General features: G+C 56.5%; 15 protein-coding genes. 8 read left to right on the plus strand and 7 right to left on the minus strand.

Annotated elements, in window-relative coordinates:
• Positions 1 to 8: 8 nt before the first annotated feature.
• The 4 genes from HEQ60_RS08190 to HEQ60_RS08205 form a co-directional block, all read right to left on the minus strand.
• On the minus strand, positions 9 to 800 hold the full coding sequence (locus tag HEQ60_RS08190; RefSeq protein WP_168071240.1) for a lysophospholipid acyltransferase family protein: 792 nt from the start codon (positions 798 to 800) through the stop codon (positions 9 to 11).
• Positions 801 to 1,616, minus strand: coding sequence for a GNAT family N-acetyltransferase (locus tag HEQ60_RS08195; RefSeq protein WP_168071241.1), 816 nt, complete (start codon positions 1,614 to 1,616; stop codon positions 801 to 803).
• A 144-nt stretch (positions 1,617 to 1,760) separates the two neighbouring features.
• The gene (locus HEQ60_RS08200; protein WP_168071288.1) at positions 1,761 to 2,141 is read right to left on the minus strand and encodes a transcriptional repressor; all 381 of its coding nucleotides are present in this window, start codon (positions 2,139 to 2,141) and stop codon (positions 1,761 to 1,763) included.
• Positions 2,142 to 2,403: 262 nt separating this feature from the next.
• Positions 2,404 to 2,820, minus strand: a complete 417-nt coding sequence (locus tag HEQ60_RS08205; RefSeq protein ID WP_168071242.1) for a MucR family transcriptional regulator — start codon at positions 2,818 to 2,820, stop codon at positions 2,404 to 2,406.
• Between the two features lie 97 nt (positions 2,821 to 2,917).
• Between HEQ60_RS08205 and HEQ60_RS08210 the strand changes: the two genes are divergently transcribed.
• Positions 2,918 to 3,169 (plus strand): sulfurtransferase TusA family protein, encoded by a 252-nt coding sequence (locus HEQ60_RS08210; RefSeq protein ID WP_168071243.1) that lies wholly within the window; start codon positions 2,918 to 2,920, stop codon positions 3,167 to 3,169.
• A gap of 14 nt (positions 3,170 to 3,183) precedes the next feature.
• Here HEQ60_RS08210 and HEQ60_RS08215 read toward each other — a convergent pair whose 3' ends face one another.
• Genes HEQ60_RS08215 through HEQ60_RS08225 form a run of 3 tightly spaced genes read right to left on the minus strand, consistent with a single transcriptional unit; the run spans position 3,184 to position 6,648 of the window.
• On the minus strand, positions 3,184 to 4,245 hold the full coding sequence (locus tag HEQ60_RS08215) for a DUF2125 domain-containing protein (protein ID WP_168071244.1): 1,062 nt from the start codon (positions 4,243 to 4,245) through the stop codon (positions 3,184 to 3,186).
• 43 nt (positions 4,246 to 4,288) lie between these two features.
• A complete protein-coding gene (locus HEQ60_RS08220; RefSeq protein ID WP_168071245.1) occupies positions 4,289 to 5,614 on the minus strand; it encodes an anthranilate synthase component I family protein in 1,326 nt (441 codons plus the stop codon).
• 53 nt (positions 5,615 to 5,667) lie between these two features.
• Complete coding sequence (locus HEQ60_RS08225) at positions 5,668 to 6,648, minus strand: 2-hydroxyacid dehydrogenase (protein ID WP_168071246.1); 981 nt, start codon at positions 6,646 to 6,648, stop codon at positions 5,668 to 5,670.
• Positions 6,649 to 6,886: 238 nt separating this feature from the next.
• Here HEQ60_RS08225 and HEQ60_RS08230 point away from each other — a divergent pair, with 238 nt between their 5' ends.
• The 7 genes from HEQ60_RS08230 (at position 6,887) to truB (ending at position 14,896) form a co-directional block, all read left to right on the plus strand.
• Positions 6,887 to 7,417 carry an SH3 domain-containing protein gene (locus tag HEQ60_RS08230; RefSeq protein WP_322099318.1) on the plus strand — a complete coding sequence of 177 codons (531 nt, stop codon included), beginning with the start codon at positions 6,887 to 6,889 and terminating at the stop codon, positions 7,415 to 7,417.
• A 216-nt stretch (positions 7,418 to 7,633) separates the two neighbouring features.
• Positions 7,634 to 8,131 carry a ribosome maturation factor RimP gene (gene rimP / locus HEQ60_RS08235; RefSeq protein WP_168071289.1) on the plus strand — a complete coding sequence of 166 codons (498 nt, stop codon included), beginning with the start codon at positions 7,634 to 7,636 and terminating at the stop codon, positions 8,129 to 8,131.
• Positions 8,132 to 8,222: 91 nt separating this feature from the next.
• The gene (nusA, locus tag HEQ60_RS08240; protein ID WP_168071247.1) at positions 8,223 to 9,764 is read left to right on the plus strand and encodes a transcription termination factor NusA; all 1,542 of its coding nucleotides are present in this window, start codon (positions 8,223 to 8,225) and stop codon (positions 9,762 to 9,764) included.
• Between the two features lie 14 nt (positions 9,765 to 9,778).
• The gene (locus HEQ60_RS08245) at positions 9,779 to 10,579 is read left to right on the plus strand and encodes an RNA-binding protein (RefSeq protein ID WP_168071248.1); all 801 of its coding nucleotides are present in this window, start codon (positions 9,779 to 9,781) and stop codon (positions 10,577 to 10,579) included.
• 21 nt (positions 10,580 to 10,600) lie between these two features.
• Positions 10,601 to 13,414: a translation initiation factor IF-2 gene (gene infB / locus HEQ60_RS08250; protein WP_168071249.1), complete on the plus strand. Its 2,814-nt coding sequence runs from the start codon at positions 10,601 to 10,603 to the stop codon at positions 13,412 to 13,414.
• Positions 13,415 to 13,531: 117 nt separating this feature from the next.
• Positions 13,532 to 13,960, plus strand: a complete 429-nt coding sequence (gene rbfA, locus HEQ60_RS08255; RefSeq protein WP_168071250.1) for a 30S ribosome-binding factor RbfA — start codon at positions 13,532 to 13,534, stop codon at positions 13,958 to 13,960.
• Positions 13,961 to 14,896, plus strand: coding sequence for a tRNA pseudouridine(55) synthase TruB (truB, locus tag HEQ60_RS08260; protein ID WP_168071251.1), 936 nt, complete (start codon positions 13,961 to 13,963; stop codon positions 14,894 to 14,896).
• The last annotated feature ends 6 nt before the right edge of the window (positions 14,897 to 14,902 follow it).

Below are 14,902 nucleotides of genomic sequence, written 5' to 3' on the forward strand. Positions count from 1 at the left end.
TCAGGCCCTTATTCCTGTTCGGGCCTGTTTCCGGACAGGGCTGCGTTCAGTCCGTTGCGGACGATGACCTCGCAGTGTCGTGACAAGGTCTTTCTGTTGCCTGTTTCCGCAATGGTGACGGTCGGGAAGAAGTCAACCTCGACCGTCAGGCTGCCGAGCCTCAGGAAGTCCATCAGATGTGGGAAAAGCTCCATGTCCCCGTACCACGCGAAAAACGGGCGCATACTGCGTCCCATCGGTAATCCCTTGTAGCGTGTATAGGCAATGCTGACCGGCTGTACGTGGACCGCTTCTCCGTTCACCGCTTTCTCTGCGGTATTGAACAGGCTGCTTTTGAACGGCAGAACCCGGTTTCCATCCGATGATGTTCCCTCGGGGAAAAGAATGATGGGTTCCCCTTCCTGCAGGCGTTCTGCAATGACATCGCGATGCTGTGCCGTGGCACTGACCCGCCGTTCGACAAAGATTGTGCGGGCAATGGAGGCCAGAAACCCGATCCCGGGCCACTGTCGTACCTCGGCTTTTGAAACAAAGGCCCCGGGAATCAGGGCGCACAGGATCATGATATCAATGTAGCTGACATGATTGGCAACGCACAGCAAGGGTCGGTGCTGTGACAGTGTTCCCCGGACAACAACCTTCACGCCGAATATCAGCGACAGCGCAACCTTCCAGTAGAGCATCGATATGTTCCTGTAGCGGTAGCGCAAAAGAAGAGCCGGTATGTAGGCTATCAGACACAGCCCCGTCCAAAGGACGTAAAGCGCAAGTTTTGTTGCTGTGCCAATTGTGGTGAGCATTCAGCCCGGATTCCTTTTCAGGTTGCCTGCCGGTCTGGATTTCCGGTCATAATGTTTGAAGTACTTGTCTGAGATCAGGTCCGTTTTGACCATCACACAGACATCAACCGTGTTGAAATCATGGTCAATGACAGCTCCGTCGCCAACAAAGCCCCCCAAGCGGAGGTACCCTTTGACCAGCGGTGGAACGGACGCAAGCCCCCGTGCCGGATGAATGCGATCAGGGGGCAAAATGTCCATAGCAGTGTAGCGATCCTTCAAGGCAACCGGGCGCATGGATTCCGGAGCCAGATGGTGCTGGTAAAGATAGGAAAGCGGAAGTGCCAGCTTTGATGGATCCGTACCCTGCAGGCTGGCACAGCCAAACATCATGGTAATATCATAGTGGAACACATAGGCGGCAATGCCTCGCCACAGCAGCTGCATTGTTGCTTTTGTGCGATAGGCGGCATCAACACAGGACCGGCCCAGCTCCATGATCTCACCGGAGAGGGCTTCAAGTGGTGCAATATCGTACTCATCGGCTGTATAGAAACGTCCGGCCTTGTGCGCCTGGGAGCGTCGGAGCAAACGATAGGTTCCGACAACAGCCTGGGGACCATCCCCTTTGGTATGGTCAATGACAACAAGATGGTCGCAGAATGGATCAAACCGATCAAAATCCCGGCCGGCAGCGGCAACCTCCGGCGTGGGTCGTGCGCCCATCTCCTGGAAAAAAACCCGGTAGCGAAGCGCTTGCGCTGCTTCTATCTCCGCATCGTTGGCGGCCAGCCGTATTTCCTGATCCCCTGTCGTAAGGGTTTCCAGCATTACCATAAACGTATCCTGTTGTTCGGGCTGTTCCCGCTGCCCTGTTCTGTATCCTGCTTTTCCGGTGTGCACGGCGACACAATGCACGGCTGTCACACAAAGAGCAAGCTGTGCCCGGCGTGTGACAGGGCATCTTTTTTTGGCTTTGGATTACGCCTCCGGGTCGTCCAGGGGGACGCCGTACAGCTCAAGCCTGTGCCCTACCAGGCGATAGCCAAGTTTTTCAGCAATACGCCTTTGCAGTTCCTCGATGTCTTCATTGTGGAATTCGAAAACCCGACCTGATTTCATGTCGATCAGATGATCGTGATGTTCGTCCTGTATTTCCTCGTAACGGGCCCGTCCGTCACCAAAGTCATGGCGTGCCAGAATCTGTGCTTCTTCAAGCAAGCGTACGGTACGATACACAGTTGCAATGGAAATCTTTGGGTCGATTACTGTGGCGCGGCGGTACACCTCCTCGACATCCGGATGATCTGTGGCATCAGAAAGAACCTTGGCGATGACCCGGCGCTGGTCGGTCATCTTCATTCCTTTGTCGATACACATTTGTTCAATGCGGGAAATCGGCTGGAAGCCTCTGTCCATGGTCTTGTCCCTTACGTGTTGGGTGGATAGGGCGGACGGTCCATCGTATTTGTTGTATCAGAGCCAGGTTGCTGACTTCAGGCAGCGTCGGTTGCCGAGTGTATCGTGTTCCGTCATGTGTGCACAGCTTTGTGCCGGCTTGCCCCAGCACAAAGCGCCACGACCGTTGGCACGTGGCGCTTTGTATCAGCAGTCCCGCCTGTTATCAGCGCTTTGTACGCCGCCGCGACTTTGTGCCAAGACCGATTTTCTTGGCAAGTGTCGAGCGGTGGCTTGCATAATTGGGTGCAACCATCGGGTAGTCAGCGGTAAGCCCCCAACGATCACGATACTCTTCTGGGGTCATGTTATAAGCTGTCTTCAGATGACGCTTGAGCATCTTCAGCTTCTTGCCATCTTCCAGGCAGATGATGTACTCCGGTGTCACCGACTTCTTGACAGGGACAGCAGGTTGTGGGCGCTCGGGCTCGACAAGTGGTGCCCCCAAGGACGTCAGGGCACGGTGCACTTCGGAAATCAGGAGCGGCAGTTCATTGGTCTGAACGCTGTTGTTCCCCACGTGAGCTGCAACAATTTCGACCGTCAGTGCCAGCACTTCCTTGTCGGTGATTTGTTCGTCCATAAAAACACATCCTCGTGTTTGCGCTATTTTTCCCGCTGTATATTCTGGTGCCGGAAGTTTAGCAACACACAAAAACTAAATAAAGTGAGTGTATGGTATGAATGTGGATAAAAAAGATCACTTTATCGATATAGCAGGAGAGGTTTGTCCATTTACGTTTGTGAAGACCAAGATTCTTCTAGATAAGGTGGAGAGAGGTTCTACAGTCCGTGTTCGTCTTTCAGGGGCCGAGTCCATAAAGAATGTCCCGGCTTCTGTACGATCAGAAGGTCATCTTATTATTTCATGTCATCCTGAAAATACAGGGGATCCTTATGGCCCTCATATTCTGACCATCGAAAAGCAATAATATTGAATGCCTTGTTAATATGGCGTTGCTTCTTTTGCTTCCGGATTTCTTGCAGATAACCAGGGTATATCTGGAATGCGGGAAATCTTGAAAGAGCCGACACGCAGGGTGTTGTCCTGCAGGGTCAGGGGAATAACCGGGTTCTGCGCACTGCCGGTCGTGTTGTGTCTCAGGGCGGCCAGAACCATATGCAAGATGGCGGCCTCTGATGGTTTCAGGATGCCTTGCCCCAAGAGAATACCTGGTAATTCCTGTGTACCATGAATTTCGGCTGTGACAGCGGCTTCGGGCTGTAGTCTTTTATCCAGGGCCAAGGTGCCGCGGATGTTGGCACTGGCATGTTTGTATTGCAGGCCGATACGCCTGATTTCCACTGTTCCGCCGTTTTGTCTCCAGCCATCCAGGCGGTCTTTCCAGGTCCCGGATTTTGGAAGAATACCGAACAGCTCAAGGTCAATGACTGCGTCTTCCGGTATTGCGGCATGGCTGCGGCCATTCTGGTCCTGGATATCAAGTCGTTCCAGGATAAGGGATATTTGCCCCAAGGCAGGGTTCTGGACGCCTTTTTCCTCTGGTTCGATATGGGCTGACAGTTTCATAAGATCAGCCTTGATCAAGGGTGCTGTTTTGCCCCCGTCCAGAACAACATGGTGAAGCTCGTGGTGCAGGCCCGTCAGCGCCCCTGAGGCTGTGACATTTACAGCCAGAACGGAGTCTGTTGCCTGAAGGTGGTAGTTTTCTCCGGATGGTGCTGTAACTCTGACGGGGCCTGATGTCCGGATTTCAGGGGATAAGAGGGCCCATGGCCGCACGCGGATCTGCATTTGATCCAAGGCAACATGGAAGCCGGAGGTATGACCGATCTCGATCTCACCGGTATCAAATGTCATGATACCGGGAAAGCCGGACAGGGTTACGGGTATCGATGAAACGGTCCAGCCTGCGTCAGGAAGCTGGCCTTGCGTTTCATTCCATGCCCGGGTGATCATGGAAGATGCCAGAAACCAGCAGGCAGTATACACCCCGGTAACGCATGTGAGCACAATGGTTGTTATCGTAAGGAAGCGCTTTGTCATTCCGGGTCTTTTCCGTTTGTTTTGATGTCCGGGGTATGATTGTTCAGGGCGCTGTTCCGGCGGCAGCCTGTAACAACGGCGCGACTTTTGTCCGTGCTTCCTCGACTTCATCAGCGGGGCTGGAATCCGCGACAATACCTCCACCGGCTTGTGCTACCAGCCGTCCGGTGCGTCCGGCGACCAAGGTTCGTATTACAATTGAGCTGTCCATGGATCCGTCAGCCCCGATCCAGAAGATGCTGCCACAGTATGGGCCGCGCCGCCCCGGTTCCAGGGTATTGATAATTTCCATGGCCCGTATTTTTGGGGCGCCGGTAATTGAGCCACCCGGGAAGGTGGCTTTCAGCAGGGAAATGGCATTCTCCCCTTTCCTCAGGTGTCCGCGCACGACAGAGACCAGATGGTGGACGCTGGCGAACGTTTCTGGCCCGTTCAGGACTGGAACTTTCACGCTGCCAACCCGGCAAACGCGAGACAGATCGTTGCGCATAAGGTCAACAATCATCAGATTTTCAGCTTGATCCTTCTTGCTGTTGATCAGTTCATCCAGCAATGCCTTGTCTTCTGCGGGTGTTTGTCCACGTTTGCGGGTCCCCTTGATGGGGCGTGTTTCAACCGTGCCATTCGCCCCAACTTTCAGGAAGCGTTCCGGTGATGCAGACAATACAGTTGCTCCGCCGAAGTGTGCAAAGGCAGCAAACGGGGCTGGCGATGTCTGCCTCAGGCGGCGGTAGAGGTCAAAAATGGGGAAGCGATCTGGAAGTTGACCCAGGAAGCGACGGGTCCAGTTGGCCTGGAAAATATCGCCAGCCTGTATGAAGTCTATAACTTTTGCAATGGCTTGGGCTGCTTCTTCGTCATCTTGCTCAGGATAAAGCGGTATGCCGTCAGTTCGTGGTGGGGGCAGGGGTGTGGTTCCCGCTGCATCAAGAAGCCTTTTGGCCGTATCTTTGCCGTCCGGTGTGTGGGTGAGGAAAGCCCGGCGACAGCTGGTATCGAAAACAAGGGCAGCCTTGTACACGCCAAAGGCCATTTCTGGCACGTTGATGTCATCGGCTTTCGGGGCAGGCAATGTTTCCAGATGCCGCCCGGCTTCATAGCTGATCCAGCCAATAAGTCCGCCATGGAAGGGTGGGGTATCGGGATGCCTGGGAAGGAAAGGCTCCCGCATCGCTTGTATGGCCTGTTCCAGCGCATCGAACGGATTGGACGGATCTATAACCAGCTTTTGTGGGTAGGCCGCCAGAATTGTCCAGCGTCCGCGTCCGCCGGCTTCTGCTGCAGAATCAAGAAGAACGGCGCCCTCCTGCCCCGACAGTGGGGCAAAAGCGGTCAGCGGGTCTCGCCATGGAATTTCGTGTGCTGTCATGGTGAGAGGGTATAGTCTCTTCCACTATGGAAGGCGAGCCCTGCGTTATGGAATCAGGATGGCAGAACCCGGTCCGGCGGGCAATGCCCGTCGCTGAAGGCGCGGATGTTGCACAGAACCTTTTCTCCCATCGCAATGCGTCCCTCCACGGTTGATGATCCCATGTGGGGCAGAAGGATGACATTTTCCAGGTTTCGCAGTTTCGGGTTTATGTGTGGTTCACTCTCGAAAACGTCCAGTCCTGCCCCTGCCAGCTCCTGTCGTTGCAGCATGGTGACAAGGGCTTCTTCATCAACAATATTACCCCGGGCGGTGTTGATGACGCAGACGTGGTCCCGCAATAACCTCAGTCGTCGTGCGCACAGAAGGTGATAGGTGGCAGGGGTCTGTGGGCAATGAACGCTGAGAATATCAATACGGGCCAGCATCTGGTCCAGGCTTTGCCACCATGTTGCTTCCAGCTCGGCTTCGATATCGGGGTGCAGGCGATTACGGTTGTGATAGTGGATGGTCATGTCAAAGCTTCGCGCCCGCCGGGCGACGGCTTGCCCTATGCGTCCCATGCCAATAATACCCAGTCGCTTGCCGGATATACGACTGCCCAGCATGTGGGTAGGGCTCCACCCTGTCCAGTGTCCGGAACGGGCCAAGCGTTCGCCCTCTGCCAAGCGCCGTGGAACAGCCAGGATCAATGCCATGGTCATGTCAGCCGTATCGTCGGTCAGAACGTCCGGCGTGTTGGTGACAACAATTCCCCGTTCATGTGCCGTGCCAAGATCAATGTGATCGGTTCCGTTGCCAAAGCTGGCAATCAAGCGGAGTCGGCTGCTTGATTGTTCCAGGATTGTCTTGTCCAGGCGGTCCGTTACCGTTGGTACCAGGACATCTGCCTCCTTTACAGCTGTGATCAGCTGATCGTGCCCAAGGGGGGTGTCGTTTATATTCAGGCGACAGTCAAAAAGTTCCATCATGCGGGTTTCGATGACATCCGGCAGGCGGCGTGTTACGATCACCAGCGGTTTTTTTGCTGCCATCAAGGGAACTCCGACTATACATCTTAAGATGATAATCCGGTACCACTGCTACCTTGGTTTGTCCATGCCTTCCGGGTTGTCCTGTCGAGTGTGTCTTGAAAAACGCGCAGGAGCCTGTATTGAAGGGGAATTAAGTCAGGCTTGTATCGGTGTTCCTGTGGCCAGAAAATGTGGGTCCATGTGCGCTGTTCGGGGCTTTCTGGTGCTGTGACCATAGGTATGAGGTGTGCGACTCTCCGTGCGACGACTGTTTCTTCTCCGTTTTATTCTGTTATCTCTTGCTGCCCTCTGCATTCTCTGGGGCGGCGTATCGCTTTATGCGGGAGTGGCTTTTGCAGCATCATCCAGCGGGGTCCTTCCCTTGCCCCGCTTTGTCTCCCTGCGTGCGGACCAAGTCAACATGCGGGCTGGTCCTGGCGCCCGCTATCCGGTTGACTGGGTTTATATGCGGCGGGATTTACCCGTGGAAGTCATTGCCGAGTATGAAACCTGGCGCAAGATCCGCGATCCGGATGGTACGGAAGGGTGGGTGCACCAGAGCATGCTGGCCGGGCGACGGATGGCTGTGGTTCGCGGCCGTAAAGCTATGTTGCGTCGCACAGCAGATGATAGCTCTTCTGCTGCGGCCTGGCTGGACCCCGGTGTTGTTCTGCGCCTGCACCAGTGCCCGCCGGGTAGCGAGTATTGTCGGGTTGAGGTTGAAGGGTATCAGGGATGGTTGCGACGTGGTGAGATCTGGGGAATTTACAAAGGCGAGATTGTTGACTGAGGTGAAGGGCCTTCACAGGCTGTAAGGTAGCTCTTGCCTTCGCCTGTGAAGCGGTGTACAACCCACCGATGACATTCTCTGGTTTGTCCTGTCCGGGACTTTCGAGGGTGGGCCAGTGGCCCACTTTTTTGTTATGTGGATCAAGGATTCCCGGGCAGCCAGACTATTTTGAGCGTGTTCGGTCTTGATATTTTCTTGGGGTATTTGGGTACCGGTATGGATCTTGCCGAGCGATTGGTTGGTATTGTAGAGCCAACCCTTGACGATATGGGATATGAGCTGGTGCGGGTTCTTATACAGGGAACGCGGCGCCAGACAGTGCAGGTTATGGCAGAGCGCCGGGATTCGGTTCCCATGACGGTGGAAGACTGTGCGGATATCAGCCGCGCCTTGTCCGCCGTCCTGGACGTGGAAGATCCTGTTGCCGGGGCCTATAACCTTGAGGTCAGCTCACCGGGCATTGACCGTCCCTTGACGCGTGCCAGAGATTATGAAGTCTGGGCCGGCTTTGACATCAAGCTGGAGACGCGCCAGCTGCTGGACGGGCGCAAGCGCTTTTCCGGTCGCCTTCTTGGCCTGGATCCTGATGGGAATATTCGGATACAAGGCGATGAGGGCGCTTGGTTGGTGCCGCTGGATGCGGTCTGGAAGGCCAAGCTTGTCCTCACTGATGAGTTGATAGAATTTGTGACCCGCCAGGAGGCGGAGCACTGAGTAAGGAACAGTGTGTGGCGTGTCGGTTCGCCGGATTTGGTCTGCACCTGATGTAATACCGCGAAGACAGTAACTCGAGGGCTTGGAAAAGATGGAACGTACTGTTGGCATGGCGCGACCGGAACTGATCATGGTCGCCGACAGCGTCGCCCGCGACAAGAGCATTGATCGCGAAGAGGTGTTCATTGCTATGGAGCAGGCCATCCAGAAGGCCGGACGCTCCAAGTATGGTCACGAGCATGATATTCGCGCCCGTATTGACCGTCGCAATGGTGAGATCAAGCTGGCCCGCTATCTTGAGGTTGTCGAGGACGTCGAAGACGAAAACACGCAGCTTACGGTTTCCCAGGCGCAGCGCCGCAAGCCGGGGGCTGTTGTCGGTGACTTTATCGTTGATCCTCTGCCGCCGATTGACTTCGGGCGTATCGCTGCCCAGACCGCCAAGCAGGTTATTGTCCAGAAGGTGCGCGATGCCGAGCGTGACCGTCAGTACGGCGAGTACAAGGACCGCGTTGGCGATGTGGTCAACGGTCTTGTGAAGCGTGTCGAGTTTGGCAATGTTGTCGTGGACTTGGGTCGTGCCGAGGCACTGCTGCGCCGTGACGAATTAATCCCGCGCGAGCATTTCAAGAACGGTGATCGTGTGCGCGCCTTTGTTAAGGACGTGCGCCGCGAGCAGAGGGGGCCGCAGATTTTCCTGTCCCGTACCGATGCCGGCTTTATGGCCCAGCTTTTTTCGCAGGAAGTTCCCGAAATTTATGACGGCGTCATAGAAATCAAGGCTGTTGCCCGTGATCCCGGGTCCCGAGCCAAGATTGCCGTGGTCTCCAGGGACTCGGGTATTGATCCGGTTGGCGCGTGCGTTGGTATGCGTGGATCCCGTGTTCAGGCTGTTGTGGCGGAGCTTCAGGGTGAAAAGATCGATATCATTCCGTGGTCTGTGGATCCCGCCACCTTTGTTGTCAACGCCCTTGCCCCGGCCGAGGTTGCCAAGGTCGTGATCGATGAGGATGGCGGACGCATGGAGGTTGTGGTGCCTGACGAGCAGCTGTCGCTTGCTATCGGGCGTCGTGGTCAGAATGTCCGGCTTGCTTCCCAGTTGTCGGGTTGGGACATTGATATTCTGACGGAGGAAGCGGAATCCGAGCGTCGCCAGGAAGAGTTCCGTCGTGTGTCCGGTGCCTTCATGGAAGCTTTGGATGTCGATGACGTTTTGGCTCATTTGCTGGTGACTGAAGGCTTCGGCTCTGTGGAAGAAGTCGCTTGGGTTGATCTGGAAGAAATTGCCTCGATCGAAGGCCTTGATACCGATGTTGCGGCCGAGTTGCAGCAGCGTGCCCGTGAGTTCCTGGAAGAGCGTGACCGGGCTGCGGAAGACGAGCGTCGTGCCTTGGGCGTTTCCGATGAACTGGCGGCGTTTTCGGGGATGACGCCCGCGCTGTTGGTTTGCTTGGGTCGCAATGATGTGAAGACCATCGATGATCTTGCAGATTTGGCGTCGGACGAGTTGGTTGAGTTTTCTGCTGGTTCCGTTTCCGAGGGTGATGCCAACCGTATGATCATGGAAGCCCGTGTCCAGGCTGGTTGGTTTGGTGATGAAGATCCCTTTGGCGCTGCCGGGGATGAGGCATAAGGGAGAGCACCCGGGTGGTTTTTCGTTCCGGCATATCGGTTGCGTCGTCCTCTTCAGGGCGGCGACCCCACCGGAAAGGGGCATCACCGGGTTCTGCCGGTGACCGTGCCGGCCCTGTGATGTCTTCCGGTCCGCAGCGTCGTTGCTTGGTGACAGGTGCCAGTTGTTCGCGGGATGATTTGTTGCGTTTTGTCATTAGTCCCGATGGTATTCTGGTCCCCGATATTGAGGCGGGTTTGCCCGGACGGGGATTCTGGTTGAGTGCACGGCGGGATGTGTTAGAAACGGCAGTGCAGAAAAAAGTTTTTTTGCGTGCTGCACGCCGCCAGATTGATATTCCCCGCGATCTTCCTGACAGGATTGCCGGGCTTGTCAGAAAGCGTTGCCTGGCACTTCTGGGCTTTGCCCGTCGTGCTGGTCTGGTTGTTGCCGGGTTTGACAAGGTACAGGCCCTTGTCCGTTCCGGTCAGGTTGCCCTGTTGCTGGAGGCGACAGAAGGAGCAGCCGACGGGCGCCGCAAGCTGGAGGCGCTGATGCACCACACCAGCGATGTTGCGCGTGTGGTTGATATTTTGACGGGGCCTGAGATGGCCTCTGTTCTGGGGCGGGAGCACGTGGTGCATGTTGCTGTCGCCTGCGGAAAGCCGGAGCAGCGTATGCTGGTTGACCGGCTTGTCAGGGAACTTGACCGGCTCGCGGCCTGTTGCGGGAAGGTCACACGGCCGCTGGAAGCAGTGGATGAACATTTGCGGTCGCCGACAGCGGCGACTGTGCCCGAGCCGGAGCCAGGAGTGGCGCCGGGGAATACGGAATAGACGCCAGGACAACCGGTACGCATGTCGAACGAAAATGAAAAAAAGCCCCTTAGCGTTTCATCGCGTGGGAAGCTGGAACTGAAAAAGAGCGCTGAATCCGGACAGGTTCGCCAGAGTTTCTCCCATGGTCGATCCAAATCTGTGGCGGTGGAACACAAGAAGAAGCGCAGTTTTGGTCCCGCAGCCGGTACACGCCCGGATGCCCGCAGATCTGGGTCCGGTGATGGGCGGGGCTCTCTGGGTGGTGCCCATCTGACAGAGGATGAACGTCAGCATCGCCTTCAGGCCCTGATACGGGCTGAAGAGCAGCGCAAGGTGGATGAGGAAAATCGTCGCCTGGCGGATATCGCCCGGGCCAAGGCTGTCGAAGAAGAAGCCCGCCTGCATGCGGAAAGTGCAAACCATGTTGCGGTAGAGCCCGAACCTGTTCCCGAGCCAGCGGTTTTGACTGTTGCTGCAAAGGTGGAACCCGCACCTTTGTCACCGTCTCCGGTGCGGGATGTTGTGGCACCTGCGCCAACAGCCCGTGCAGGTGGCCAGTCCGGCAGCTGGACCGGTCCGCGCCCCTCTCCGAACCAGGGACCAGGCTGGACGCCGCGTTCTGTCCAGAATCGTGATGCCCAGAGGTCGGCTCCTGCTCGTGGGCCCGGTGGGCGTGGTGCTCCGTCGGGGCCGGGATCTGCCCGTCCGGCACAGGGTGCTTCCCAGGGGCTGCGTCCTGCATCTGCTCAACCCGCTCTTGGTGTGGTGCGTCCTGCCGCTGCTCCCGATGATCTGGTCGGTCGGCCGCCGTCACGCGATGACCGCTCTGTTGTCCGTCATGCGCCCCGTGAGCGTGATGACGAGGGGGATGACAGTGGTCGTAACCGTGGGGCTGCCGGAAAGGTTGCTTCAAAGCGGGCTGCTGTTGCTCCTGGTGCCCCTGGAATGGACAAGAGGCGCGGCAAGCTGAGTGTTGTTGCTGTTCTGTCCGGTGATGAGGAAGGTTCTTCCCGCGGGCGTTCTGTTGCGGCTATGCGGCGTGCGGCCCAGAAAGAAAAGCGCAAGGCCCAGGCACAGCAGAAGGCTCCTGAAAAGATCGTGCGCGAGGTTATCATCCCGGACGTTATTACAGTCCAGGAGCTTTCCAACCGTATGGCAGAGCGTTCCGGTGCCCTGATCAAGGTTCTGATGAAGCTGGGGGTCATGGCGACCATCAACCAGACTATCGACGCCGATACGGCACAGCTGGTTACTGAGGAATTTGGTCACACGGTCAAGCGTGTTTCCGAAGCTGATATTGAAATTGGACTGGAAGCCGGTCCTGATTCCGATGAAGCCATGGCACCCCGGGCTCCGGTTGTTACCGTGATGGGTCACGTTGATCACGGCAAGACATCCCTGCTGGATGCCCTTCGTGAAACCAACGTTGTTTCTGGTGAAGCTGGTGGTATTACGCAGCACATTGGCGCCTATCAGGTCAGCATGTCCAACGGACGCAAGATTACCTTTATCGATACACCGGGCCATGAAGCCTTTACAGCCATGCGTGCCCGTGGCGCCAAGGTGACGGATATAGTTGTTCTGGTGGTTGCGGCGGATGATGGCATTATGCCCCAGACAATTGAGGCTATTCGCCATGCCCGTGCGGCAGAGGTGCCGATCGTTGTTGCCATCAACAAGATGGACAAGCCGGATGCCAACCCGGGTCGCGTACGGACCGAGCTTCTTCAGCACGAGGTTGTGGTGGAGGAAATGGGTGGGGACATCCAGACTGTCGAGGTGTCGGCCAAGCAGCGCCTGAACCTGGAGAAGCTTGAAGAAGCTATTCTCTTGCAGGCTGAAATGCTGGATCTGAGAGCCAACCCTGATCGCATGGCGGAAGGAACCATCGTTGAAGCCAAGATGGAGCGTGGGCGTGGCTCTGTTGCTACGGTCTTGATCCGTCGCGGTACCCTGCGGGTTGGCGATGTGTTTGTGGCTGGCAAAGAGTCCGGGCGTGTCCGCGCCATGATCGACGACAAGGGGAACCGCATTGAAGAAGCGGGGCCTGCTGTTCCGGTCGAAATTCTGGGGCTGGATGGTATTCCTTCTGCCGGTGACGATTTTGTTGTGACGGGAGATGAGACAAAGGCGCGTGATATAGCGGCCTATCGTCAGCGCAAGGAACGTGAGGCACAGGCCGTAAAATCCGCCCGTGGAACCATGGAGCAGATGTTTGCCCGTATCCAGGCGGGTGAGGCAAAGGAGCTTCCGGTTGTTATCAAAGGTGACGTTCAGGGTTCTGTCGAGGCTTTGATCGGGACTCTGGAGAAGCTGGGAACCGAGGCGGTCAAGGTCAAGGTTCTGCATGCTGCAGTTGGCGCCATCAACGAGTCTGACATTACCTTGGCGCGTGCGTCCGGTGCGCTTGTCGTTGGCTTCAACGTGCGTGCAAATCCGCAGGCCCGTGAGCTGGCTCGGCGGGATGCTGTTGATATCCGCTACTACTCCATCATCTACGATGTGGCAGAGGATGTGAGACAGGCTCTGACCGGTATGCTGTCACCGACCTATCGCGAGAAGTTCATTGGCTACGCCGAGATCCGTGAGGTGTTCAACATCACCAAGGTTGGCAAGGTTGCCGGCTGTATGGTGACCGAAGGTGTTATCAAGCGTGGTTGCAAGGTTCGCCTGTTGCGGGACAACGTGGTTATCCACGAAGGAAATCTGTCCCAGCTCAAGCGGTTCAAGGATGACGCCCGCGAGGTCAAGTCTGGCTTTGATTGCGGTATGTCCTTGGCAAACTATGACAACATCCAGGTTGGCGATGTCATAGAGTGCTTTGAAATGGAAGAGGTTGCGGCCCAGCTCTGAGAGCGGTTCACGCCCTGTTCCTGATTTCTTCTGCAGGCGCCAACAGTATATTCCCGGCAAGGGAGAACGTACTGTTGGCGCGCAGGGAAGTGTTTTTATTTATGCTTCGAGGTTCTCATGAGCAAAGTGCGCGGCCAGGCCCCAACGCAAAGGCAGCGTCGCATCAACGAGGAAATTCGTCATGCTCTTGCCCATGTTTTTGAGCGTGGGGAGCTGCGTGATCCCTTGCTGGCATCGACCGCGATCACGATTACTGAGGTCCGGTGCAGCCCTGATTTGCGCAATGCAACAGCGTTTTTCACGCCGCTTGGCGGTATAGGGGATGCGCAAGCACTGCGGGCGGCCTTGATTCGGGTTCAACCTTTCTTGCGTCATGAGATCGCCCGTCGTGTGGAGATGAGGTACGTTCCGCGCCTGTCGTTCGAGATCGACACCAGTTTTGATGAATATGCCTATATTGCCAATCTGTTGAGGCGACCAGATGTTGTCCGTGACACAGAATCCATGCGTCATGCCGATGATGAGGACCAGGGTGAGGAATCCTGAATGGGGCGGACGCGGCGTGGTATTCCGGTTCATGGCTGGGTAGCTGTTGACAAGCCGGAGGGGATAACCTCGACGGCGGTTGTTGCGCGTGTGCGCCGTGCTTTCGGGGCGCAGAAAGCTGGTCATGGCGGGACGCTGGATCCATTGGCGTCCGGTATTTTGCCTGTTGCTCTGGGGGAAGCCACCAAGACGGTTCCCTACGTTATGGATGGCCGCAAGGTCTATCGTTTTACCGTTCATTTCGGAGAAGAGCGTTCTACGGATGACCGGGAGGGAGAGGTGACAGCAACGTCTGGCTATCGCCCCTCCCGTGCGGAGCTGGAAGCAGCTTTGCCTGCCTTTGTCGGTACTATCGAGCAGGTTCCCCCTCGTTTCTCTGCGATCCGGCTTGACGGGCGCCGGGCTTATGACCTTGCCCGGGATGGTGTGGATATAGAGCTGAAGGCGCGATCCGTTCGTGTGGATTCATTTGTGCTGGAGAGTTGGGATGGGGCCGATTTGGCAACATTCCGTGTTGAAACCGGGAAAGGCGTCTATGTTCGTTCCCTGGCCCGGGATCTGGCCCGGTCCGTTGGGTCTGTCGGTCATGTGTCCATGCTCAGGCGCTGTCAGTGCGGCCCTTTCTCCGAGAGCAACGCGATTTCTCTGGATAAGTTGGATGAGCTCGGGCATAGTCCCGGCCCTGTGGGTTTCCTGCTTTCTGTTACGACCGCGCTGGACGACATCCCGGTCCTGGCCTTGACAGAAGAAGAAGCCCGCCGCCTGTCGTCCGGGCTTCCGGTGGATCTGTTGCCGGTGTTGGCCCGTACGGGGGATGGTTCAGATGGTATTCAAGCCTCTGCAAGTGTGGCCTACGCCATGCAGAAAGACCGCCCGGTGGCAATCGTACGGATTGAGGATGGAGTGATTCGCCCGGTCCGTGTCATGAATCTCTGAGAGAAT

Origin of the sequence: Haematospirillum sp. H1815 (assembly GCF_012102705.1) — a bacterium.
Classification (GTDB): Bacteria; Pseudomonadota; Alphaproteobacteria; order Rhodospirillales; family Rhodospirillaceae; genus Haematospirillum.

Bases quoted from the DNA above. Each gene is read 5' to 3' on its own strand.
- rimP (WP_168071289.1), top strand. From the start codon at position 7,634: ATGGATCTTGCCGAGCGATTGGTTGGTATTGTAGAGCCAACCCTTGAC.
- HEQ60_RS08205 (WP_168071242.1), bottom strand. From the start codon at position 2,820: ATGGACGAACAAATCACCGACAAGGAAGTGCTGGCACTGACGGTCGAA.
- HEQ60_RS08210 (WP_168071243.1), top strand. From the start codon at position 2,918: ATGAATGTGGATAAAAAAGATCACTTTATCGATATAGCAGGAGAGGTT.
- HEQ60_RS08190 (WP_168071240.1), bottom strand. From the start codon at position 800: ATGCTCACCACAATTGGCACAGCAACAAAACTTGCGCTTTACGTCCTT.
- infB (WP_168071249.1), top strand. From the start codon at position 10,601: ATGTCGAACGAAAATGAAAAAAAGCCCCTTAGCGTTTCATCGCGTGGG.
- rbfA (WP_168071250.1), top strand. From the start codon at position 13,532: ATGAGCAAAGTGCGCGGCCAGGCCCCAACGCAAAGGCAGCGTCGCATC.
- HEQ60_RS08215 (WP_168071244.1), bottom strand. From the start codon at position 4,245: ATGACAAAGCGCTTCCTTACGATAACAACCATTGTGCTCACATGCGTT.
- HEQ60_RS08200 (WP_168071288.1), bottom strand. From the start codon at position 2,141: ATGAAGATGACCGACCAGCGCCGGGTCATCGCCAAGGTTCTTTCTGAT.
- HEQ60_RS08225 (WP_168071246.1), bottom strand. From the start codon at position 6,648: ATGGCAGCAAAAAAACCGCTGGTGATCGTAACACGCCGCCTGCCGGAT.
- HEQ60_RS08195 (WP_168071241.1), bottom strand. From the start codon at position 1,616: ATGGTAATGCTGGAAACCCTTACGACAGGGGATCAGGAAATACGGCTG.
- HEQ60_RS08220 (WP_168071245.1), bottom strand. From the start codon at position 5,614: ATGACAGCACACGAAATTCCATGGCGAGACCCGCTGACCGCTTTTGCC.
- nusA (WP_168071247.1), top strand. From the start codon at position 8,223: ATGGAACGTACTGTTGGCATGGCGCGACCGGAACTGATCATGGTCGCC.
- truB (WP_168071251.1), top strand. From the start codon at position 13,961: ATGGGGCGGACGCGGCGTGGTATTCCGGTTCATGGCTGGGTAGCTGTT.